General features: G+C 60.5%; 17 protein-coding genes. All 17 read right to left on the bottom strand.

The genetic code is table 11. From position 1 onward, the window contains the following. Window positions 1-13: 13 nt before the first annotated feature. Window positions 14-2,065: an NAD-dependent DNA ligase LigA gene (gene ligA / locus JK213_RS05570; RefSeq protein ID WP_194262152.1), complete on the bottom strand. Its 2,052-nt coding sequence runs from the start codon at window positions 2,063-2,065 to the stop codon at window positions 14-16. Further along, window positions 2,062-3,783 carry a DNA repair protein RecN gene (gene recN / locus JK213_RS05575; RefSeq protein WP_194262151.1) on the bottom strand — a complete coding sequence of 574 codons (1,722 nt, stop codon included), beginning with the start codon at window positions 3,781-3,783 and terminating at the stop codon, window positions 2,062-2,064. Before recN ends, ligA begins: the two co-directional genes overlap by 4 nt. Before the next feature lie 45 nt (window positions 3,784-3,828). Then, complete coding sequence (locus JK213_RS05580; protein ID WP_194262150.1) at window positions 3,829-4,728, bottom strand: outer membrane protein assembly factor BamD; 900 nt, start codon at window positions 4,726-4,728, stop codon at window positions 3,829-3,831. 69 nt (window positions 4,729-4,797) lie between these two features. Beyond that, window positions 4,798-5,829, bottom strand: a complete 1,032-nt coding sequence (lpxC, locus tag JK213_RS05585; RefSeq protein ID WP_194262149.1) for a UDP-3-O-acyl-N-acetylglucosamine deacetylase — start codon at window positions 5,827-5,829, stop codon at window positions 4,798-4,800. A gap of 120 nt (window positions 5,830-5,949) precedes the next feature. Further along, the gene (gene ftsZ / locus JK213_RS05590) at window positions 5,950-7,482 is read right to left on the bottom strand and encodes a cell division protein FtsZ (protein WP_194262148.1); all 1,533 of its coding nucleotides are present in this window, start codon (window positions 7,480-7,482) and stop codon (window positions 5,950-5,952) included. 57 nt (window positions 7,483-7,539) lie between these two features. After that, the gene (ftsA, locus tag JK213_RS05595; protein WP_062028568.1) at window positions 7,540-8,937 is read right to left on the bottom strand and encodes a cell division protein FtsA; all 1,398 of its coding nucleotides are present in this window, start codon (window positions 8,935-8,937) and stop codon (window positions 7,540-7,542) included. Then, window positions 8,934-9,878 carry a cell division protein FtsQ/DivIB gene (locus JK213_RS05600; RefSeq protein WP_194262147.1) on the bottom strand — a complete coding sequence of 315 codons (945 nt, stop codon included), beginning with the start codon at window positions 9,876-9,878 and terminating at the stop codon, window positions 8,934-8,936. Before JK213_RS05600 ends, ftsA begins: the two co-directional genes overlap by 4 nt. Continuing rightward, window positions 9,878-10,789 (bottom strand): D-alanine--D-alanine ligase, encoded by a 912-nt coding sequence (locus JK213_RS05605; RefSeq protein ID WP_194262146.1) that lies wholly within the window; start codon window positions 10,787-10,789, stop codon window positions 9,878-9,880. Before JK213_RS05605 ends, JK213_RS05600 begins: the two co-directional genes overlap by 1 nt. Continuing rightward, window positions 10,786-11,706 carry a UDP-N-acetylmuramate dehydrogenase gene (murB, locus tag JK213_RS05610; RefSeq protein ID WP_194262145.1) on the bottom strand — a complete coding sequence of 307 codons (921 nt, stop codon included), beginning with the start codon at window positions 11,704-11,706 and terminating at the stop codon, window positions 10,786-10,788. Before murB ends, JK213_RS05605 begins: the two co-directional genes overlap by 4 nt. Continuing rightward, window positions 11,703-13,136 carry a UDP-N-acetylmuramate--L-alanine ligase gene (gene murC / locus JK213_RS05615; protein WP_194262144.1) on the bottom strand — a complete coding sequence of 478 codons (1,434 nt, stop codon included), beginning with the start codon at window positions 13,134-13,136 and terminating at the stop codon, window positions 11,703-11,705. The genes murB and murC overlap by 4 nt, the downstream gene beginning before the upstream one ends. Window positions 13,137-13,167: 31 nt before the next feature. Further along, the gene (gene murG, locus JK213_RS05620) at window positions 13,168-14,265 is read right to left on the bottom strand and encodes an undecaprenyldiphospho-muramoylpentapeptide beta-N-acetylglucosaminyltransferase (RefSeq protein ID WP_194262143.1); all 1,098 of its coding nucleotides are present in this window, start codon (window positions 14,263-14,265) and stop codon (window positions 13,168-13,170) included. Continuing rightward, complete coding sequence (locus JK213_RS05625) at window positions 14,262-15,455, bottom strand: FtsW/RodA/SpoVE family cell cycle protein (protein ID WP_194262142.1); 1,194 nt, start codon at window positions 15,453-15,455, stop codon at window positions 14,262-14,264. The genes murG and JK213_RS05625 overlap by 4 nt, the downstream gene beginning before the upstream one ends. A gap of 4 nt (window positions 15,456-15,459) precedes the next feature. Beyond that, window positions 15,460-16,806 carry a UDP-N-acetylmuramoyl-L-alanine--D-glutamate ligase gene (gene murD, locus JK213_RS05630; protein ID WP_194262141.1) on the bottom strand — a complete coding sequence of 449 codons (1,347 nt, stop codon included), beginning with the start codon at window positions 16,804-16,806 and terminating at the stop codon, window positions 15,460-15,462. Then, entirely contained in the window at window positions 16,803-17,894 is a 1,092-nt protein-coding gene (gene mraY / locus JK213_RS05635; RefSeq protein ID WP_194262140.1) for a phospho-N-acetylmuramoyl-pentapeptide-transferase, read from the bottom strand. The genes murD and mraY overlap by 4 nt, the downstream gene beginning before the upstream one ends. After that, entirely contained in the window at window positions 17,894-19,267 is a 1,374-nt protein-coding gene (murF, locus tag JK213_RS05640) for a UDP-N-acetylmuramoyl-tripeptide--D-alanyl-D-alanine ligase (RefSeq protein WP_194262139.1), read from the bottom strand. The genes mraY and murF overlap by 1 nt, the downstream gene beginning before the upstream one ends. Continuing rightward, complete coding sequence (locus JK213_RS05645) at window positions 19,264-20,724, bottom strand: UDP-N-acetylmuramoyl-L-alanyl-D-glutamate--2,6-diaminopimelate ligase (RefSeq protein WP_194262138.1); 1,461 nt, start codon at window positions 20,722-20,724, stop codon at window positions 19,264-19,266. The genes murF and JK213_RS05645 overlap by 4 nt, the downstream gene beginning before the upstream one ends. An 8-nt stretch (window positions 20,725-20,732) precedes the next feature. After that, a complete protein-coding gene (locus JK213_RS05650; protein WP_194262137.1) occupies window positions 20,733-22,724 on the bottom strand; it encodes a penicillin-binding protein 2 in 1,992 nt (663 codons plus the stop codon). Between the last annotated feature and the right edge of the window lie 7 nt (window positions 22,725-22,731).

The following is a 22,731-nucleotide window of genomic DNA, read 5'->3' on the forward strand; positions in this document are numbered from 1 at the left end:
TTTTGCAGTTCTGTTACAGCCCTGCCAAAACGCGCCAGCCGTCCTCATCCGTGGTTTCAATCCCGAGTTCGGCGGCTTTCTTCGCTTTTGAACCCGCTTTTTCACCGAGGACGACCAGAGACGTTTTTTTCGAAACGCTGTCCGTCACCTGCGCACCCAGCCGTTCGGCGATGGCTTTGGCTTCCGGACGGGACATGGTTGTCATGGTCCCTGTGAACACGATGACTTTTCCGGAAAGATGGCCTTCCTGAGGGGCGTCTTCGGGAGTAATTTCAGTCAGTTCCGTTGCCAGATCATCAAGAGTGTCGATGTTATGGCTCTCGGCGAAGAAGGCGGACAATTCGTCGGCGATCGCATCGCCTACGCCCATGATCGCGCCGAGGGTCGCCCGCTCTTCTGAATCCGGACGGGCGGCCAGCATGGCGTCGCGCCAGTTTTCGAAAGTCTGGTAGTGCCGTGCCAGAAGCTGGGCATTGCGTTCGCCAATGCGCCGGATACCGAGGCCGAAAATAAGCCGCGCCAACGGGATAGTCCGTCGTTCGTCAATCGCGCGGAACAGATTGTCGACCGACAGCCGCCCCCAGCCGTCGCGCTGGAGTAGCGGGTCTTCGTGCTGGTGCAGGCGAAAGATATCGCCGGGTCTGCGGATGTAGCCTGCCTCGTAGAATTCACGGATGCTGCGCTCGCCAAGCCCGTCGATATCGAAGGCGTTGCGTGACACCATATGGATCAAGCGTCTCACGATCTGCGCTTCGCAGTTCAACCCTCCTATGCAGCGACGGACGGCCTCACCGTGCACACGTTCGGCGAGCGATCCACAGACGGGGCAGTGGTCGGGATATACGAAAGGCTCCGAGCGCGGCCCTTCGCTTGGGAGGGATCCCAAAATCTTGGGGATCACGTCTCCGGCTCGCTGAAGACGAACCAAATCTCCGACGCGCACGTCCTTCCGGGTGATTTCGTCTTCGTTATGCAGGGTTGCGCGGGAGACAATGACGCCACCGACATTGACGGGCTCCAAACAGGCAACAGGTGTTAGGGCTCCTGTACGGCCAACTTGTATCTCTATTTCCCGTAGACGCGCGATAGCCTCTTCCGCGGGAAATTTATATGCGACGGCCCAGCGAGGTGTACCGCCTATGAAGCCAAGCCGTTTTTGCAAGGCGATATTATCTATTTTGAAGACTATGCCGTCGATATCGTAGTCTAGCTCTGAACGTTTGCGGGCCAATCTCTCGACATAAGCCGGAATGTCATATGCATGGGTAATCATTTCGGACAATGGATTGATTATAAAACCCCAGTCCCGCAACTTTTCTAAATATTCCCATTGTGTTTTGGCTACAGGTGAGGATGTGTATCCCTGCGCGTAGGCGAAGAAAGAAAGCGGCCGATTTCGGGTAATTTCTGCATCTATTTGCCGAACGGAACCAGCCGCCGCGTTGCGGGGATTTGCAAAAGACTTAGCCCCAAGTGCCGCCTGCTTTTTATTGAGCGTTAGAAAGCTACTTTTAGATAGAAAGACTTCGCCGCGAATCTCAATTAGTTCGGGTGCACCCTTAGGGAGTTGAAGGGGAAAGTCCTTCAGGGTCAGCAGATTCGCTGTTACGTCCTCACCATCAATACCATCCCCTCGCGTCGCTCCGCACACGAAGCGTCCGTGCTCATAAGTCAGGTTGATTGAGAGGCCGTCGATTTTGGGTTCAGCCACAAACTGCAGTGCCTGCAACTTGTCTTCATTCAGACCGAGAAAGCGACCAATCTTGGTGATAAAGTTCTCTAATCCTTCCAGATCAAAAGCCTTGCTGAGAGACGTCATGGGAACGAGGTGGCGATATTTGCCGAAAGCGGAATCAGGCGCCGATCCGACGCGCTGGCTGAAGCCATTTTCAGATCGAAGATCCGGGTGTGCGTCTTCCAGAGCCAGAAGTTCGCGCCGGGCCGCATCATAGACGGCATCAGACACTTCCGGTTCGTCGCGCCCATGATAGGCCTCGTCCCACCGTGCGAGGTCCGCTTCGAGTTCAGCGTGACGCTCGGCGGCGGAGACTGGGGCAGTGGTCATGAAATCTGATGTCCAAGAAGGCTGTCGGCGGCCCCGCGGGCCGCGTCGGTAATGATATCGCCCGCAAGCATCCGGGCGATTTCTTCACGCCGGGCGTCATGAGGCAGAGGTTCGGCCAGTGTTTCGGTTCGGTCGTTGCGGACACGTTTGGCGATTCGCAAATGGTGGTCGCCACGCGCCGCGACTTGCGGGCTATGGGTGACGACCAGAACCTGCACGTCCTGCGCGACCTTATGAAGCCGGTCGCCGATTGAGGATGCGGTGGCGCCACCCACGCCGGAATCGACCTCATCGAACACGAGCGTGCCGATGTCGGAGCGTTCCGCCAGAACCACTTTCAATGCCAGCATCAGGCGTGACAGCTCACCGCCTGATGCCACCTTGGCGAGCGGGCCGGGAGACTGTCCGGGGTTGGCAGCGATCAGGAACGAAGCCTGTTCCATGCCCTGACTGTTCCAGTGATCGGGTTCCAGAGGCAGAAGCGAGACGATGAAGCGCGCGCGTTCCAGTTTGACGGGACGCAACTCCATGCTGACGGCTTTTTCAAGCTTTTCGGCTGCTTTCTGGCGGGCGGCAGAGAGGGTGCGGGCAGCGTCTTCATAGGCCAGACGGGCCTCGGTCAGGGCCGTCTGGAGGCGGGCCAGTTCGGCGTTGCCGGAGTCTAGTGCGCTCAGCCGTGTTTTCAAGGCAGCGAGAAAGCCGGGCAGTTCGGCTACGGAAATATTGTGTTTGCGGGCCTCGGCCCGGAGTGCAAACAGCCGCTCTTCCGTTTCTTCCAGAAGACGGGGATCGCCTTCGGTATCTGCGGCAAGGCGGCTCAGCAGCATCTCCGCTTCGGCAAGGGCCTCTTCGGCTTTTCCAAGAGCGTCGAGCGCGTCCTGTGCCTGTGTCTGGTGGCTGTCTGAAAGGGTTTCCGTCTCCGTCGGTGCTGGCAGCAGTCTTGCGAGCGCACGGCTGGCTGCACGCAGGGCAGCGGCCGGAGCGGACGAGCGGCGGTCACGGGGAGTCAGTTCTGACAGGGCGGCGGCAACGGCTTCACCACGGCGTTCATCACGCTGGAGGCTGACGCGCGTGGCGGCGAGCGCGTCCTCCTCACCTTCCTGCGGGGCCAGACGTTCCAGATCATCGACCGTCTGACGCAGCCATTCTTCCTCGCGGGCTGCGGCTTCCATATCGGTGCGCGCGGCTTTGAGGGCATTGCGTGCTGCGGCCCATTGCCGGAACGTGCTGGCCGTTTTCTCTCGGAGCAGTGGAGTAATTCCGAATACGTCCAGCAGATCGAGATGGGTGCTCTGGTCGGCAAGCCCCATCTGCTCGTGCTGGCCCTGAATCTCCACGAGGTGGGCGCCCACGCGACGCAGCAGGCCAACGCCGACCGGCTGATCGCAGACATAGGCACGGGAGCGGGCATCCGGCGTCACGATGCGCCGCAGGACGATCGGGTCCGATGGATCTTCGCGGACGATGCCGTGTTCGTCGAGCAGGGCTAGAACAGGATGACGGGCATCGACTTCAAAAATAGCCGATACGCTGGCTTGCGTGGCGCCTGAGCGCACGAGGCCACCGCTGGCACGCTCTCCGAGGGCCAGGCCCAGACTGTCGAGCAGGATGGATTTTCCTGCCCCGGTCTCGCCAGTCAGAACGGTCAGACCGGGGGCGAGACCAAGATCGAGCTTTTCGATCAGAACGACGTCGCGGATCGAGAGATGGGTCAGCATGACAGCAATGTTGGGAGTGTAGTGCCCTGTTTCAAAGGGCTGGTATCAGAAGACGCTGTGCCACATCCGGGAGAAAAATCCACGATGGTCCTGCTGGCCCGGACGGACGACAGGCTTCTTGAGATCGCCATTGAGCAGCTTATTCTCCCGAAGATCATTATACGCGTAACGATACCACTGGCTGTCGGGATAGTTGTAGCCGAGAACGGAAGCCGTCTGGCGGGCCTGATCCTTGAGACCAAGGGACAGATAGACTTCCACGAGCCGCTCAAGAGCCTCGGCAACGTGGTTGGTCGTCTGATAGTCCTGCACGACGCGCTGATAACGTGTCATGGCAGCTTCGTAGTTGCGCTGCTGTTGATACCAGCGGCCAACCAGCATTTCCTTGCCGGCCAGATGGTCGCGGCACAGATCGATTTTCAGCTGGGAATCACGGGCATAGGAGGTCTGGGGGAAGCGGGTGATGACTTCTTCAAGCGCGTCCAGTGCCTCGACCGTACCCTGCTGATCACGCTCAACATTGGCAATCTGTTCGTAATAGCAGAGAGCACGCAGATAGAAGGCGTAGGCTGCATCAGGGCTGGTCGGATGCAGCTGGAGATAACGCTCGAGCTGCTGAACTGAAAGTGCGTATTCGCCCTGAAGGTAATACGCATATCCCTCCATCAGCTCCGCATTTCCAGTGAAGCCGGAATAGGGGTAATTTTGCTGAAGCAATTCGAATTCGCCACCAGCCAGTTCGTAATGGCCCGTATGCAGCGCATCGATTCCGTAATTATACAGAGTCTCGGCATCAGCGGTTTTTGGAATCGCGGGTTTTTCGTGCTGATGCGAAAACAGGGAGCAGCCGGACAGCAGCAGAAGCCCGCTGACAGCCGCAGCTCTCAGAATGAAACCACCATTCGTGACCGATGCTTCAAAATGACGCTGAGTGCTGCTTGTCATACCTGCTCTTCCCGTGGAAGCCCGTCTTATATCACGGGAATGCGCTGACGAAAGACCTGCCATGCGGCCTCAGGCGGCAACGCGCGTGCGCAAAGCTTTTGTAACGGACCGGGAAGGGGCTGTGGAAACGAAACGCCAGTTGGAAGCATCTGAAAAAACGGTTCGCAGAAGCTTGTTGTTGAGCGTGTGTCCGGATTTATGGCCAATGAAACCAGCCTGCATCCGGTGTCCGGCACAATAAAGGTCGCCAATGGCATCAAGTAATTTATGGCGGGCAAACTCGCGTTCGATTTTCAGCCCAGCAGGATTGAGGATGTTTTCGCCATCCACGACGACGGCATTTTCCAGTGATCCACCGCGAGCAAGGCCAATACTCTGAAGATATTCAATGTCCTGACGATTAACGAATGTCCGGCAGAACGCCACTTCTTCCATGAAGCGCTGCTCGTTGAGCTGCATGGCGTAACGCTGATTTCCGATGGCCTGTGCTGCAAAGCTCAGGGAAATGGCCAGTGACAGTCCGCGCTGGGCAGGGCGCAGTTCGGCAAATGCTCCGTCTTCGCCTTCGACGCGAACATTACGCAGGATCTCAATGACCTGGCGAGGTGTATCCAGGATCTTGCGACCAGCGCACTGGATCAGGAATGCAAAGGCGTCAGAAGAGCCGTCGAGAACCGGCAGTTCAGGACCACTGACCGAAATCAGGATATTGTCGATCTCGCAGGCATTGAGGGCCGCCATCAAATGTTCGATCGTCGCGACACGCAGGGAGGGATCGGTCTGGCAAGCAACGACCGTTGAAAGTCGCGTGTCCACGATGTGGTCATAGGTCGCCGGAAAAGAAGGTGACCCTTCTCTGTCGGAACGCTGGAACCGGATTCCCGTATTGGCCGCCGCCGGAGAAAGATGGAGATCGACCGTGACACCGCTATGCAGGGCGATCCCCTGACAGTGAATGGGGTGTGCAAGAGTTGTCTGCAGATTTTTTGAACCGCTGCGCTCAGTGCGGGAAGGCGAGCCATCAAGAGCCGAAGCCGTCTCTGGCTTTATGACATCAACGCCACGCGCCGTTTTTACACCTTGCTTGGGCGTCACCTGCATAAAGCCTCCGAAAAATCTGGTTCCGGAGACTAGAAAACAGATACTGGGTTTTGGTTCCAGTCAACGATTGTTGCCGGATATTACCCCTCTCGCCCTGCGAGCAAGAGGGGGGGGCGTTGATCAGCGACGCAGATAGGTTGGGATATCCAGATTGGAATCATCGCCGCCGCTCGAAGGCTGTTCGGGATGTTGCGGGGCCTGATGCTGGTAATTGTCGCGTGTGTTGGGTTCTGCGCGCTGCGTTGGCTGCTGGCCCTGCTGCGGCTGGGGCGGACGGCTGCGGAAGGCACCTGTGACCATGCCGAACAGGCTGCGGGGCGGTTCGGCCTGCTGCTGGGGAGCGTGGCGGGAGGGATCTGAGAACAGACCAGCCCGCGGAGAAGGCTGATGGGCGCTCTCCTGCCGGTGCGCGGGGTTTTCAGGGGCAGTCTGCTCGGGAGCAGGGGCTTCCTGTGCGGACAGGGAAGCTGTGTTGTGAGCCTGTGTCTGTTGTGCGTCGAGTGCGAAATTCGGGCGCGGCGGGCCACCGGCATAGGTTGAGCCGGGCTGGAAAGAGGGTGCGCTGGCACGGGAAGACGATGTCTCCCGGGCGGCAGGCTGGGACATGGGGTTTGCGTGAGGCGCGGATGCCTGAACAGGCTCGGGAGCAGCAGACGGATCCTGAGAGGGCTGGGTATCAATGCCGGTTGCTACGACTGAGACGCGCACGCGACCGTTCAGCTTCTCGTCAATCAGGGCGCCGAAGATGATGTTTGCATCGTCGGCCACTTCTTCACGAATACGGTCTGCGGCGGCGTTGACTTCGTATAGCGTCAAGTCTTCGCCACCGGTGATGTTGATGAGAAGACCGCGTGCGCCTGCCATTGAGGCATCTTCCAGCAGCGGATTGGAAATCGCACGTTCGGCCGCGAGGACGGCACGGTCTTCCGCGTCTTCTTCGCTGGAGGCTTCGCCCGTCCCCATCATGGCCTTGCCCATCTCTTCCATCACGGCCTTGACGTCCGCGAAATCGAGATTGATTAGGCCCGGAGAGACCATAAGGTCTGTAATGCCGCGGACGCCCATGTTCAGGACGTTGTCGGCCATCCGGAAGGCTTCGCGGAATGTCGTGTTCTGCGTTGCGGAATTGAAAAGATTCTGGTTCGGGATGACGATCAGCGTATCGACGTGCTTCTGAAGTTCGGCAATGCCTTTTTCAGCAGCCGTCGTGCGGCGACGCCCTTCGAAATTGAAAGGTTTCGAGACGACGCCCACCGTCAAGACGCCGCGTTCGCGTGCCATGCGTGCGATGACCGGAGCCGCACCCGTACCCGTACCGCCGCCCATGCCAGCCGTGATGAAGACCAGATTCGCACCTTCAAGCTGCCGGTCGATTTCCTGAGCGGCTTCTTCAGCGGCTTCACGACCGATTTCCGGCTTCGCGCCTGCACCGAGGCCGCGCGTCAGATGCGGGCCGAGCTGGACGCGGCGTTCAGCCTTGGAATGGGCAAGCTGCTGTGCGTCGGTGTTGGCAACGACGAATTCGACGCCCTTGAGATCAGACGCAATCATGTTGTCGACGGCGTTTGTCCCGCCGCCGCCAACGCCGATCACGGTAATCCGTGGCGCCAGCTCAACGTGGGAATTGGGAGTAGGGGTAAGGTTCAGCGTCATGATCTGGTCCGGAACTTCAGGAAAGCGACAGGTGAGGGCGTTATGATCTGTAATAGCTTATACATTATTGCGTATGAAGCCTACGAGACGTTTAACAAGTCCGCGAGGTCTTGGTTCGGGTGCGGAAATATCTCCGAAGTCCCGATCCGCACCCGCTGCCCAGGCCAGAAGCCCCGCAGCGGTTGAAAAGCCTGCCGAAGCCGCGGCTGTCTCGGGCAGGCCGTAGATGTTCTGGGGTTTTCCCATCCGGACAGGACGGCCCAGAATACGGGTAGCGACAGGCACGATCCCCTCAAGCAGGGATGCTCCGCCGGTAAGGACGACCCTGCCATTGGCCAGTCGGCCCAGTCCGGCATTGTCGAGGGACTGTCGAACGAGTTCAAGGGTTTCCTCGATCCGGGGCTGGATGACGGAAATGACCTTGGAACGCTGTAGGCGCACCAAGCGGTCGCTGTTTTCCCCGATCAGGGGAACGGACAGGATTTCCCGCTGGTCGTCAGAACCCATCTGGGCTGCGCCATACATCGTCTTGAGACGTTCGGCCGTTTCTAGAGACGTCGACAGGACGCCTGCGATGTCGCGCGTGACATGCAGGCCGCCAACGCGGATCTGGGCCGTGTGCAGCAGTTTACCTTCGCAGAAAACAGCCAGAGACGTGGTCCCCCCGCCCATTTCCACGACCGTGACGCCAAGCTCCCGCTCTTCGGCTGCAAGAACCGAAATGCCCGAGGCGAACGGACTTGCCACCAGTCCGTCCAGCTTGAGTTCCGCATGTTGCAGAACGGCGTCCAGAGTGCGCAAGGCGCTGGAGTTCATGTCCACGACATGCATCCGGGTCGCCAGTTCTTCGCACTGGTGGCCGATGGGATCGGCAATGCCGGGAATGGAATCCACGACATATCCGATCGGGAGCGTATGGATGACCTCTCGGCCTTCCATCCAGGCGCGAGCCTGTCCTTCTGCGATGAGGCGTTGAACGTCTCCGGCCGTCACTTCGCGTCCACCGATCGGGATCTGAGCGTCCACCAGCCGGCTCAGCGGTCTGCCGCAAGACAGGTTGACGACGAGGGAGTCCATGCGTCGTTCGGCGGCTTCTTCGGCCTGACCGACCGTCGCCCGGATCGCGGCTTCGGCTTCGCGGATATCGACGATCGATCCTGAGCGGATACCGTGAGAACGGCGCCATCCGTGACCCAGAACCTGAATGGAACCGTCAGCTTCACCCTTGCCGATCAGGCAGGTCATTTTCGTCGTACCGATATCAAGTGCGCCGAAAATTCCCGGACGCCATGCGATACTGCGATGCGTCTCTTCGGGAGGGAGCGGCAGGATGTCGCGCGGGACACGGTTGACGCTGACATCACGCTCGCCGCCAACAGGGATGAGGGACCGGCCTCTCAGACCGCCCCGGCGCCGGAATGCCGGAAGATCTGACATGGAGGTAAGGTCATTCATGGCTGCTTCGTGCTGTCTGCTGGGGGTGGAGAAGAGGACGGAGACGGATCGGGTTTTGCTCCTTCGGCAGGCGGTACGGCGACCTGTGGAGGCTGGTGCACGACCATTCTGTCCGGGAGGCGCAGATCAATCGACTGTACCGGACGTTCCAGCAGGCGCATGCTCTGCTGATAACGCGCCAGACGCGCAAAAGCTGCAGCTTCTTCGCCTTCAGGCAGCAGAATAGTGGTGCCATCCTTGAGCGTTGCATTCCAGCGGCGGCTTCCGACCCGGATCAGCGCCGTGACCTGAGCCTTGACCAGCGGTTCGTGGTTGAGCGCGTCAATAACGCTTGCAGCAGCGGTATTGGCGCCTTCACCCACAACGAGAGGAAGCTGGAGAAAAGCCTGCGCATTCTTCCCGGTCAGGCCCTGATCGGGAACTTCCTCGCCGACGCGGTTGATGAGCATGAAATGCCCGCGGTCCTGCCAGACGGCGATCGGGGTGCGCTCGACCAGTGTAATGATGACGGTATCGGGCATGTGTCGCTCGACCGTGGCGTGGTCGATGAATGGCAGTTCGTCCAGTCGCTGGCGGGCGGCCTCGACGGAGAACCCGAAAATCGGGTGTCCGATGGAGGTTCCGAGCGCATCCTGAATTGAGGCTTCGCTCGTCATGCCGCGACCATTGATGACGATGTGGCGGATGGGCAGCGGCTCCATTGCGACCAGACGTTCGCGTAGGGGGGCAAAGCGTTCTTCCGAAGCTGCGTCATACAGCAGGCGCATGCCCGCACCTGCAAGACCCATCACCACCAGAAACACGATCGCAGGCCGGACCAGCCGCCGTTGCCGGCGCCAGAACAGCTTGGCCCGGGAAGGACGGTCTTCCTGAGGCGGCATGGCCCCGGAATAACGCTCCCGGACAAAATCGTTTTTCTGAAAGGACGGGTCTTCCCGCATCAGCGCGTCAGTGCCTCCCGGACCATCCAGTCACACAGCTCCGGATAGGGAATGCCACAATAGGCAGCCTGTTCCGGAAGCAGGGATGTGGGTGTCATGCCTGGCTGCGTGTTGACCTCGAGAATGATCAGCGTGTCGGTATCCTCGTCATAACGGAAATCCGTACGGCTGGCACCCTGACAGCCCAGCGCCTGATGGGCGCGCAGGGCGTAGTCGAGCGCGCGATCCGTTACAGCCTGCGGAAGCTCGGCGGGAACGACGTGACGCGAGCCGCCAGCCTTGTACTTGGCTTCGAAATCGTAGAACGCAGCCGTTTCGCAGGGCAGGATATCTGTAACGGCGAGAGCGCGGTTTCCCATGACGCTGGCGGTCAGTTCCCGGCCGGGGATGAAGCTCTCGACCAGTGCGTCTTTTCCGAAACGCCAGGTCTGTGCGATTTCCGCACGGCGGTTGTCTCCCGCTCGGACGATCTCGACGCCCACGGATGAGCCTTCGGCAACGGGCTTGATGACATAGGGGGCGGGAAGAGGGTCGGCTTCGGCCAGTTCCTCAACCGTCACCACACGTCCCTGAGCCACCGGCAGACCTGCGGCAGCCAAAAGGATACGGGTAGCGCCCTTGTCCATTGCGACGGCAGAGGCGCGGATTCCGGAATGCGTGTAGGGCAGGCCGAGCCATTCCAGAACGCCCTGAATGGCGCCATCTTCGCCGCGCGGGCCATGCAGCGCATTGAAGACGACGTCCGGAGCTGCGGATTTCAGGCTGGCGATTGTTGCGGCGATGTCGGGCCCGACATCGATCGGCGTGACGTCGTGACCCGTCTCGCGCAGGGCCTTGATCACGGCCTCGCCGGTCACGAGGCTGACGGGGCGCTCGTTGGATGTCCCGCCCAGCAGGACTGCGACTTTCATAACGTCTGGTCTCCTTCGGACGGACGTCCGATCCGTTTGATTTCCCAATGCAGACTGACGCCGCTCTGTGCCAGAACTTTTTCGCGCACTGTCTCTCCCAGCGTTTCCAGATCAGCGCTGCTGGCCTGCCCCAGATTGAGCAGGAAATTGCAGTGCTTTTCGCTGACCTGCGCATCTCCGATCCGAAGGCCGCGACATCCGGCTTCGTCGATCAGTTGCCAGGCTTTGTGGCCTTCGGGATTGCGGAACGTGGAGCCGCCTGTGCGTGCACGGACGGGCTGTGAAGCCTCGCGAGACGCCCGGATATCTGCAATGCGGCTGCGAATGGCGTCTGCATCATCCGGCGTTCCGCGTAGGCTTGCCCGGATCACCACGCTCCCTGCGGGAAGCTCTGAATGGCGATAGGCAAAGCCCAGCTCGTCATGTGAAAGGCGTCGCAGATCGCCATTTTCCGTCAGGATTTCGGTCCATTCGAGAATGCCATCGAGATCCGATCCGTAGGCGCCTGCGTTCATGCGGACAGCGCCGCCGATCGACCCCGGAATGCCAGCCAGAAATTCCAGACCAGCGAGACCGGCTGCGGCGGCATGTTCGGCCACGGTGATGTCGAGGGCTGCGGCCCCGACGATCAGGCTGTTGCCCTGTATGTCGATATCCGCAAAGCCACGCGCCAGACGAATGACCGTGCCTGCAATGCCGCCATCGCGGATGATGACGTTCGAGCACGCTCCCAGAATTGTGACCGGCATGGATGCAGGCTTTTCACGCAGGAAAAGTGCCAGATCGTCCTGATCTTCAGGGATGAAGACCCAGTCTGCCGGGCCGCCGACGCGAAACCACGCACGCGGACCAAGCGGGGTGTTCGGCGTCAGTCTTCCCCGCAGGCCTTTGACCGGAAAATCGCTGCTGTCTGTCATGCCGCGCCTTCGGTTGCGGGCTGCCGTTTCAGGGCTTCGAGCTGGGCAGGGAGCGCCTGAGCCCACTGGGTGATGGTTCCGGCACCGAGGCAGACAACATAGTCACCGGGCTTGGCGATGGCGTTGATCATTTCCGGAAGATGTGCGGGATCGGGGAGCGGCACGACCGAGCGGTGGCCGCGATCGCGCAGACCTTCGACGAGTGCATCTCGGCCCGCGCCTTCAATCGGGGCTTCACCCGCAGCGTACACGTCTGCCACGATGACCGTATCGGCATCGTTCATGCAGGTGCAGAATTCGTTGAACAGGACTTTCAGGCGCGAATAACGATGCGGCTGCACGACGGCGATGACGTTCTTCGCACCCGCTTGACGTGCGGCTTTCAGAACGGCGGCGATTTCAACCGGGTGATGGCCGTAATCGTCGATGATGGAAATGCCGTTATAGTCGCCGGTGCGTGTAAAGCGGCGCTTGACGCCTTTGAATGTCGTCAGGGCAGACGCGATGACGGAATCGCTGATTTCCATTTCAAGGGCGACGGCGATGGCGGCCAGCGAGTTCAGGACGTTATGGTGCCCGAGCATCGGCAGACGGAACGGACCCGCCCGGCGGGAGCGGTTGCGCTGGCGGTTCGTGACCACGACCTCGAATGTAGCCCCCCGCTTGTCCATGACAACCTTTTCGGCACGGATGTCGGCCTGTGGGCTGAAGCCGTAGGTGATGACGCGATGATCGGACAGGCGCGGGATCATCTGCTGGACCTGCGGGTGATCCACGCACAGGACGGCAAAGCCATAGAACGGGATGTTGGAAACGAACTGGTCGTAACCGGCCTGCATGGCCTCTTCTGTGCCCCAGTGATCCAGATGTTCCGGATCCATGTTCGTCACGACCGCGATCACGGCGGGCAGACGCAGGAAGGAGCCGTCGCTTTCGTCAGCTTCGACCACCATCCAGTCGCCTGAGCCCATGCGTGTATTGGTGCCATAGGCTTCGATGATGCCGCCGTTGATGACGGTGGGGTCGAGTTTGGCATGTTCCAGAACACAGGCGACGAGGCTGGTCGTGGTGGTCTTGCCGTGCGTGCCGCCGATGGCGACGGACCAGCGCAGACGCATTAGTTCGGCCAGCATTTCTGCGCGCCGGACGACCGGAATGAGCTTGGCACGCGCCGCCACGACTTCCGGGTTGTCTTTCTTCACCGCCGTAGACGTTACGACAACCTGTGCATCACCCAGATTGGCAGCGTCATGGCCGATATGAACGACAATTCCGGACTGTCGCAGGCGTTGCACATTCGCGCCCTCCGCGATGTCTGAACCCTGCACCCTGTAGCCCAGCATGTGCAGCACTTCGGCGATGCCGGACATGCCGATGCCGCCGATACCGACGAAGTGAATGGTTCCGATGTTCAGGGGCAGGGCGCGCATGGGGCAGGTACTCTTGGGTAGAAACGGGGGATCAGGGACGAAGAGCGGATTCAATCAGATCCGCGACTTTTACGGCAGCATGAGGGCGCGCGCAGGAATGAGCGGCTTTTGCTGCATTTTCGAGCTTTTCAGGATGGGAAAACAGGTCTGTCAGCAGAGTGGTCAGCGCTGCGGGCGTGAAATCAGGCTGGCGGATCATCCAGGCGGCACCCGCATCCACGAGCGCCTGACCATTCGCGCCCTGTTCATCGGAGGCCGCGATGGGCAGCGGAACGAGAATGGAGGGGCGGCCTGACATGGTCAGTTCCGCGACCGAAGAGCCGCCCGCGCGACCGATGACGAGATGTGCGTCTCTGAGGCAGGTTGGCACATCGGTGAAAAACGGTGCGGCTTCGACCTCAATACCGGCATTCGCATAGATGGCGCGGACGTGGTCCAGATCGTCAGCCTTGATCTGCTGCGTCACTTTGAGGCGCTTGCGGAATTCTTCGGGCAGGGCGGTAAGGGCCTGCGGAACGACCTCGGAAAAGACCCGCGCTCCGAGAGAGCCACCCCAAACCAGAAGATTGATCTGCTCTTCCGGAGCCGCATAGGCGTTTTCAAAGAGCGCTTCGATACCTGCGCGCACGGGCATACCGGTGAGCGTCGTCTGGGCGTTTTGCGGGAGGCGCGCGACCGTCGCGTAGGATGTGGCGATCAGGGGAGAAAAGCGGGACAGGAAGGCATTGGCCTGACCAAGGACCGCATTGCCCTCATGAATGACCATGCGGGGCCGCTTTGCGGAAGGCAGAAACCGGGATGCGGTCAGGGGCGGAATGGACGGATAGCCGCCAAAACCGACGACGGCTGCTGCATCGAGGGATTTGAGGACGCGACGTGCTTCTCCTATGCCGCGGAGCAATGCGAGCACGCCACGGATTTTTCCGCCAAGACCCTTGCCTGCCACACCGGCACCATCCAGCACATATTGCGGAAGGTCTTTGAACAGGCCCGTGTCTCGGCGTCCATGCCGAGCGTCGGTCATGAGGACGAGGTCATGGCCTCGCTCTGCAAGAACGGTTGCGACGGCTTCGGCTGGAAAGAAATGTCCCCCGGTGCCACCGGCGGCGATAACGATGGGGCGGCTCACGGCGCATTCCTCTCAAACAACGGGTTCTGGCCGTAAGATGCAGCGGCTCTTTGTGCGATTTTGCTCTGGCCGACATGATGGCGGGTCAGGGCCAGAACCATTCCCATGGTCAGGGCGACCGACATTGCCGAACTGCCGCCATAGGAAATGAAGGGGAGGGTCATGCCCTTTGTCGGGATCAGATGCAATGTCGAACCCATGTTGACGAAGGCCTGAAGGCCGAAACCCGTCACCAGTCCCGCAGCAGAAACAATGACGAACGGATCGTCTTCATGCATCAGCTTGAGGAGGGTCCGCAAAACGATCGTTCCGAAAAGCAGAATGATGATCACGCACAGGATCAGGCCGTATTCTTCCCCGGCAACGGCGAAGACAAAGTCAGCATGGGCGTCGGGCAGCAGGTCTTTCACACGTCCTTCGCCGGGGCCGCGTCCCAGAAGGCCGCCGTTTCCGAAAGCGCGTAATGCGGTGTCGATCTGGTAGTGATCACCGACATCGGGATGCAGGAAGCGCTGGACGCGGGACTGGACGTGCGGAAAGACGATATAGGCCACAGCAAAGGCCCCTGCCATGCCTGCAACGCACAGTCCAACCCAGTAGAGCTTGAGCCCATCCACGAAAAGCTGGGTCATGAAGACCATCGTGATGACGGAGAGCATTCCGATATCCGGCTGTGATTTCAGCAGGAGCAGGATGAAACCGAAGCACAGGAAGGCAATCAGCATGCCCGGAAAGGCGATATTGCCCCACATGACGACCGAACGTCGTGCGGAAAGCAGCCAGCCCGTCACGACCGCAAAGCAGGGCTTGAGAAATTCGGAGGGCTGCACGGACATCATCGGCAGCGCGATCCATCGGCGTGCGCCCTTGATTTCCATACCATGAACCAGCGTCATGGCCGTAGCACCGAGTGCGATGATCCCGCCGATGATCGCCAGTCTTTTGATGGCTTTGCGGGACAGATACGACGTGCCGAGCACGATCCCACCAGCCAGCGCCAGAAAGATCACCTGCTTGAGAATGAACATGTTGCGCGAGGCACCGATGCGCGATGCCACCGCAGGACTGGCGGCGAGCATCAGCACATACCCCAGACCGATCAGTAGGCCGACGCAGGCCAGCGTGACGCGATCAAGGTTTCGCCACCAGCGGGCGACAGCGGAGGTCTCGACACGGGATAGTCCCGACATGGTGTCAATTCTCCAGCTTTTGCGTGAGCGTGGTGCCCGAATGGCCTGATTTCACAATATTATCGCAAATATGAAGAAAGTGTGACCCACGATCCTCGAAACTGCGAAATTGATCAAAACTTGCACAGGCGGGTGAGAGCAGAACAACCGGGACAATCTGGGCGAGAGCTGCGCTGAAGGCTGCCGAGACGGCATTCTCCAGCGTTCCGCACTGCTGGAAAGGCACGCCGTGTATGGCCAGTGTCCCAGCGAGAGTGTCCGCATCCTGCCCGATCAGAAAGGCCTGTGCGATATGGTTGAAGAACGGAGCAAGGCTTTCGATGCCGCCCGCTTTTGCAACGCCGCCGGCAATCCACATGACCCTGTCATACGAAGCAAGAGCCTTGGAGGCAGCTTCGGCATTTGTGGCCTTGCTGTCATTGATAAACGACACGCCGTCGTATTCCGCGACTTTTTGCAGGCGATGTTCCAGGCCGGGAAATGATTTCAGACCGTCGCGGAGTGCTGCCTCATCAAGGCCGAGATGACGCGCGATGGCGCAGGCTGCACCAACATTCTGGGCGTTGTGCCGGCCCGGAAGGGCTGGACCGTCGAAAGGGGGCAGAGTATCGGCGTCCAGTTCCATGACCTGCACACCGCGTGCTGCGACCTGTGACGCAATGGCGCGGCACCAGTCATCATCGGTGCCGATCACGGCGAGGTCACCGGAAACCATATTGTCGAACACATGCGCCTTGGCGGCGGCATATCCGGTCATGTCGCCGTGCCGGTCCAGATGATCGGGCGTTAGGTTCAGCAGGCAGGCTGCGCTTGCATGAAAGCGGTCCAGCCGTTCGAGCATGTAGGACGACATTTCGATTACATAGACGCCGTCATCGGGCAGGAGCGGCAAGGCCAAAGAGGCCGTTCCGAGATTGCCACCTGCCACGCAGGGACGCCCGGCCATCGTAAAAAGATGGGCGATCAGGGCTGTTGTCGTCGATTTGCCGTTTGTGCCGGTGACGGCCACGAACGCGGCTTTTGAGCCGGATTTCCGAACGACCCGATATAGGATTTCGGCATCGGATAGGATCTGAATGTCCTGTGCGCGGGCGAGATCTGCGACAGGATGCGCCTTCGGCAGCAGGTGCGGAATACCCGGTGACAGGATGAGGGCCGTCATTCCGGACAGATCGTTCAGGGGCGCGAGCGTCAGGTTCGGATGTGCGGGCAGATCGGCGTTGCGATCGTCCCAGGCCTGAACCTGTGCGCCCATTCCGAGCAGGGCATGGACGACAGCCGCACCGTTACGCCCCAGACCGCAGACGGCATAACGCTCGCCTGCCAGAAGGCTGGGTGAGAAGCCGTTCATCGCAGTTTCAGGGTCGCAAGGCCGCACAGGCCGAGCACGATGGACACGATCCAGAAGCGGATAACGATTTTCGGTTCCTGCCAGCCCTTTTTCTCGAAATGATGGTGCAGCGGCGCCATGAGGAAGACGCGGCGTCCCGTTCGTTTGAACCAGAAAACCTGAATGACGACCGAAAGGGTTTCGGCCACGAAAACGCCGCCCACGATGCACAGGACGAGTTCATGCTTGGTGGCGACGGCGATGGCGCCCAGTGCGCCGCCGAGAGACAGGGAGCCGGTATCGCCCATGAAAACAGCCGCAGGTGGGGCGTTGAACCATAGGAACCCAAGGCCCGCGCCGATCAGGGCTGCGCAGAAAACCGCCAGTTCGCCCGTGCCTGGGACCGGGTGGAGTTGCAGATAATCCGCAAAAACGTGATTGCCGACCAGATAGGAAATCAGGGCGAAAACCAGTGCTGCGATCACGACTGGAACGATGGCCAGTCCGTCCAGACCGTCCGTGAAGTTCACGGCGTTGCCGAAGCCGGTGATGGCGATCATGGCGAAGATCGGAAACGCATAACCCAGCGGAAGCAGCACATCCTTGACGAACGGGAAGGCGACCATGTTGCGCAGTTCTGGTGGCGTCAAATGTTGCAGCCAGATGCCGGCAATCAGCGATGTCAGGAATTCGCAGCCCAGTCGGGTACGTTTGGAGACGCCGGTCGTATTGCGTTTGGAGAGCTTCAGATAATCGTCTGCAAAACCAACGGCGCCGAAAGCGGCCGTCGTCAGCATGACGGCCCAGACGAAGCCGTTTGTGAGGTCGGCCCAGAGCAGTGTTGCCGAGAAAAGCGCAATCAGGATCAGCATTCCGCCCATCGTTGGCGTGCCGGCTTTTTCCAGAATGTGTCGTTCGGGGCCCACGGAGCGGATCGGTTGGCCTTCGCGCTGGATGCGTTTGAGCTGTGCGATGAAGGGTTTGCCCAGTGTCAGCGAGATGACCAGTGCCGTCAGGCAGGCGCAGCCTGAGCGGAACGTCAGGTAATGGAACAGGTTGAAGAACCCGCCATGAGACGTGTCGTGAGCGGCGATAAGATTGAAGAGCATCAGGCAGAAACCGGGCTGGAGGCGTTGTCGAGGGCTGAGATCACGTCACGCATCCGGCTGCCGAAGCTGCCTTTCACGAGCAGGAGATCACCGGGGCAGAGGGTATCAAGAAGAATGGGAGCCAGGGAGGCGGCATCAGCGGCGTATCCTCCCTGAAGTTCGGAGGGAAGCGCATCGTAAAGAGCACGCATATGGGGGCCGCAGCAGAATGTAAGAGCGCTTGCGGCCTGCACGGCGTCTGCCATAGAGCGGTGTTCGGCATCGGCGAATGTGCCGAGTTCGCGGATGTCTCCGAGGGCCGCAACATGTCGCTGGGCCGGAAGGAGGGCAAGCGTCGCCAAAGCGGCGCGAATGCTGGGTGTGGAGGCGTTGTAGCTCTCATCCAGCAGGCGTACGTCGTTCAGGATTGTGCGGATCTGCCCTCGGCCCGCGCCGGGCACGAAAGCATGCAAAGCGCGCGATGCTGCTGTAACGTCTTCGCCGAGGGCTGCAACTGCGCCGAGGGCCAGAGCTGCGTTTCTGGCAAGATGTTCGCCGGGTGCAGTGAGCGTCACCCTCTGCTTGCCGCAAGGTGTGTGGAGCAAAAAATGACTGCCTTCCGCCGCGCAGTTCAGGGCTTCAAGGCGGAGTTCCGCTGTTGCGGAAAGGCCAGACCGCCAAAGGGTACAGCCTGTGGGAAGAGCGTCTGTAAAGACTGTCTGACCGTGAGCATCATCAGGGACGATTGCAATCCCATGGGCAGGAAGAGCGCCGAACAGGGAAGCTTTTTCCCGCGCAATCGCTTCGATGCTGCCCATATGACCGAGATGCGCGGTTCCGATCGTGGTGATGATGGCCACATCGGGACGGACCTGCGCGGCAAGGGGCGCGATTTCTCCCACATGGTTCATGCCGATCTCGCTGATGCAGAAGCGGGCATCCTGTGGCAGCCGGGCCAGCGTGAGGGGAACGCCCCAGTGATTGTTGTAGGAAGCGACGGCGGCGTGTGTCGGGCCGATCGCGGACAGGGCGACGGTCAGCATGTCCTTGGTCGTTGTCTTGCCGACGCTCCCAGTGATGGCCACGACTTTCCCGCGGAAACGGGAGCGAGCATAGCGGCCCAGATCCACCAGTGCGGTCATGGTGTCGGGAACAATCAGGAGGCGCGAATCGTTCAGACCGGCGGTGTCATGCACGAGGACACAGGCTGCGCCTTTGTCCAGAGCCTGCCGGATATAGGCGTGGCCATCGCTGCTCTCGCCATGCAGGGCGACAAACAGGTCTTCGGGCGCGAGCGTGCGGGTGTCGATTGAGATGCCCGTGACATGGACATCGGCCTCAAGCGTGCCGCCCGTCGCTGCGCGCAGGTCTGCGCTGGTCCACAGAACGCTCATGCTGCACCTGCCAGTTCGCGGAGGACGAGACGATCGTCGAAAGGCAGGATGTTCGTGCCCACGATCTGTCCCTGTTCGTGTCCTTTGCCCGCTACGACAAGGATGTCGCCCGGTTGCAGGGCCTCAAGCCCTGCTGCGATGGCGCTGCGGCGGTCTGCGATTTCCAGAGCGTCCGGGCAGGCCGCGCGGATTTCGGAACGGATCGTCATGGGGTCTTCCGTGCGGGGATTGTCGTCCGTGACGATGGCCAGATCTGCCATACGTGCCGCGACCTCTCCCATCAGCGGACGTTTGCCGCGGTCACGGTCCCCGCCTGCGCCGAACACTACGACCAGACGGCCCGTCGTATGCGGGCGCAGACTAGACAGAACGCAATCAAGGGCGTCGGGCGTGTGGGCGTAATCGACATAGGCTGCGGCACCGTTAGGCAGTTCGACCGCGCGTTCGCACCGGCCGTGGACGCCTGTCAGTCGCGGTAGAAGCTCGACAACCTGCTTGGCATCGGCCTCGTCCGTCCAACACATGGCTGCTGCCAGCATGACGTTGTCGGCCTGAAAGCGGCCCGGTAGTGAAAGAGACAGCTCGGGTAGCTCCTCGCCATGCAGCGCCAGACGAAGGATTTGACCGGAGGGCGTGGGACGGGCCTCTATCAGTCGAAGGGCCGTGCCGTTGCGCCCGACGCTACGGAGTTTCAAGGTTCTTCGGGCTGCAATTGTCTGAAGGGCTGCGAAAGTCTCGCTGTCCATATCTGCGTTGACGGCTGCAATGCCGCCCTCGGGCAGGACTTCGCCAAACAGGCGCAGTTTGGCCTTGCGGTAGGCTTCCAGCGTCAGATGATAGTCGAGGTGATCGCGCGTCAGGTTGGAAAAGCCAGCGGCTGTCAGGGTGATGCCGTCCAGGCGGTGCTGCTCCAGCCCGTGCGAGGAGGCTTCGAGCGCGACGTGGTCCACCCCGTTCCGGGCCAGTGCGGCAAGAGTCTGGGCGAGGGAGACGGGATCGGGGGTGGTGAGGCTTGGAGGGGCGGGGATTTTTGTGTCCGACACAAGCCCAAGCGTTCCCAGACTGGCCGCGCGGTTTCCCTGAAGGATCCAGAGTTGCCGGAGAAAATCGACCGTGCTGCTTTTCCCGTTTGTCCCGGTGATTGCCGCGATACAGGAAGGCTGCGGACCGGCAAGGGCGAAGGCCATGCAGGCCAGAAGATGCTTGGCATCCGGGCGCACGATCACAGGGATCTGGACCGAGATTTCTGCTGTATCATGATCTGCGATGACTGCGGCGGCGCCTTGTGAGAGGGCCTGTGCGATGAAGGCGCTTCCATCCTGTTTTGCGCCACGCAGGGCAAAGAACAGCGCGCCCGGCCCGGCCCTGCGGCTGTCGGCAGTGACGGCCAGAATGTCAGGATCGTCCGTCAGGGACTGCGATGTGCCGCAAAGGGCGAAGAGCTGGGAGAGGCGCATGGGACGGTTCAGTGCTGTGTCTTGGTCTTCGGGGAGGTGGTCTTGGGTTCGTGAGGCTGATTACGCGGGTCTCCGGGGTCATTTCCGGGGCCGAGGGCATGGTACCCGGCGGGAACAACCGGGTTCATCGGAATGGCCAGAGAGGCATCAATGGCATCTTTGTTCGTAAGATCCGGGAACTGGTTCAGGATCGGGCCTACGCGGGAAATGATCTTTTTCACGGTCGGGGCGGCGTTCCAGGCGGCCGTCGTCCAGCCATGGGTCGCAGCGGTTCCCTGCGGGCTGTCGAGCATGACATAGACGGCATAATGCGGGTTGTTCATCGGGAAGACGCTGGTGAAGGCCGAGACGTTGACGTGCTTCAGGTAGCCGCCATGCGCGCCGATCTTTTCCGCAGTGCCGGTTTTCCCGCCGACATAATAGCCCGGAACTTCAGCGGACTTACCGCTTCCCATCGTGACGTCGAGGCGCAGAAGTTTGCGCAGGAGGGCTGACGTCTGTTCAGACAGGACTCTTGTGCCCACAGGCGTTTCAGCGCCGATTTCGTCGCTGTCGGTGCCCGGACGATACGCGACCGGGCGAAGCTGTGCCGTGTCGGCGTCAGGTGTTGGTTTGCTATCGTCTTCGGTGTCGCGGGCCACCAGTGTTGGCTTGAGCAGGATGCCGCCATTTACGGTCGCGGCTGTTCCACGCACGATTGCAAGCGGTGGTTCGGCCACGCCATGACCGAAGCCGACTGTCATAACGGTAGAGATGCCCCAGTTGCGCGAGGCTGGTACGAGCGGTCGTCCGGCTTCGGGCAGTTCGACAGGAACACGGTTGAAGAAGCCCATGTTCCGCAGCCAGTCCTGCTGCCGGGTGGCACCAACATCAAGTGCGATATGCGCGGCGGCAGGATTGGACGAAAACGCCAGAACGCCGGGCAGGGAGAGCCACGGGGCGAAATGGTCCGTCTTCATGTCCCGGATGGTGAAGCGCCCGACGCGGATGGGGATGGTCGAGAAGCGGTCCCAGATATGCACGACACCAAGCTGAAGGCCCATTGCGGCGGTCTGGAGCTTGAAGGTCGAACCGGGTTCATACATGCCGGTAACGGCGCGGTTGAAGCGCGCATCATTGGGCGCATGGCCGAAATCATTGGCGTCATAATCGGGCAGGCTGACCATAGCCAGAATTTCGCCAGTGCGGACATCCATGACGATGGCGCTGGCACCGATGGCGGAGAATTCGTCTTTCGCGGCCTGAAGTTCGTCATGCGCGACGGTCTGGACACGAACGTCCAGCGACAGGCGCAGCGGAGATTTGTCGGAATTCAGGCGCTTGTCGAAATACCGCTCCACCCCAGCGATACCATGATCGTCAATATCGACACTGCCCATGATCTGGGCGGCGGTCCGGCCAAGAGGGTAATGACGGCGTTCACCTGCTTCGAAATAAATGCCCGGAATACCCAGATTGTTGATGGCGATTTCCTGAACGGGGGAAATATCGCGCGCCAGATAAACGAACTGTTTTTTAAGCGACAAACGCCGGATCGTCTCATCCCGGTCAAGCTGTGGGAGAACTTTGCGGAGTTTGTCTGCCGCATCTGCCGGGTCGATCAGCTCCATTGGATTGGCATAGACCTGCGCCACGGGCAGAGAGAGCGCCAGAGCCTGACCCGTGCGGTCCGTGATGGTGGCGCGCTTGACCGTTGGCAGCACGAAATCGCCGGACATTTCTCCGCGCGGATCGCTTTTGGGAATCTCGGGAACCTGCGGGGCGATCTGACGCTTTTCGGGCTCCATCGGCATCAGGACCGTGGCGACGGTCGCTTTGAGCGCTACGGCACCATAAATCGCCAGAAAGCCCATCCCGACGCCCAGAAGGCGTCCGTGCATCTGGTCAAGATTCAGGCGGATACCTCTTCGTGATGCCGCACCTTTCCGGCGACGTCCTGACGGGACATCCTGACGCGCGGGGCGCTGCGAACCGGAAGAAGGTGGCACGTCCTGGGGCATCGTGCGG

It is taken from the genome of Gluconobacter sp. Dm-44 (assembly GCF_018256175.1).
In the GTDB taxonomy this organism is placed as follows: Bacteria; Pseudomonadota; Alphaproteobacteria; order Acetobacterales; family Acetobacteraceae; genus Gluconobacter; species Gluconobacter cadivus.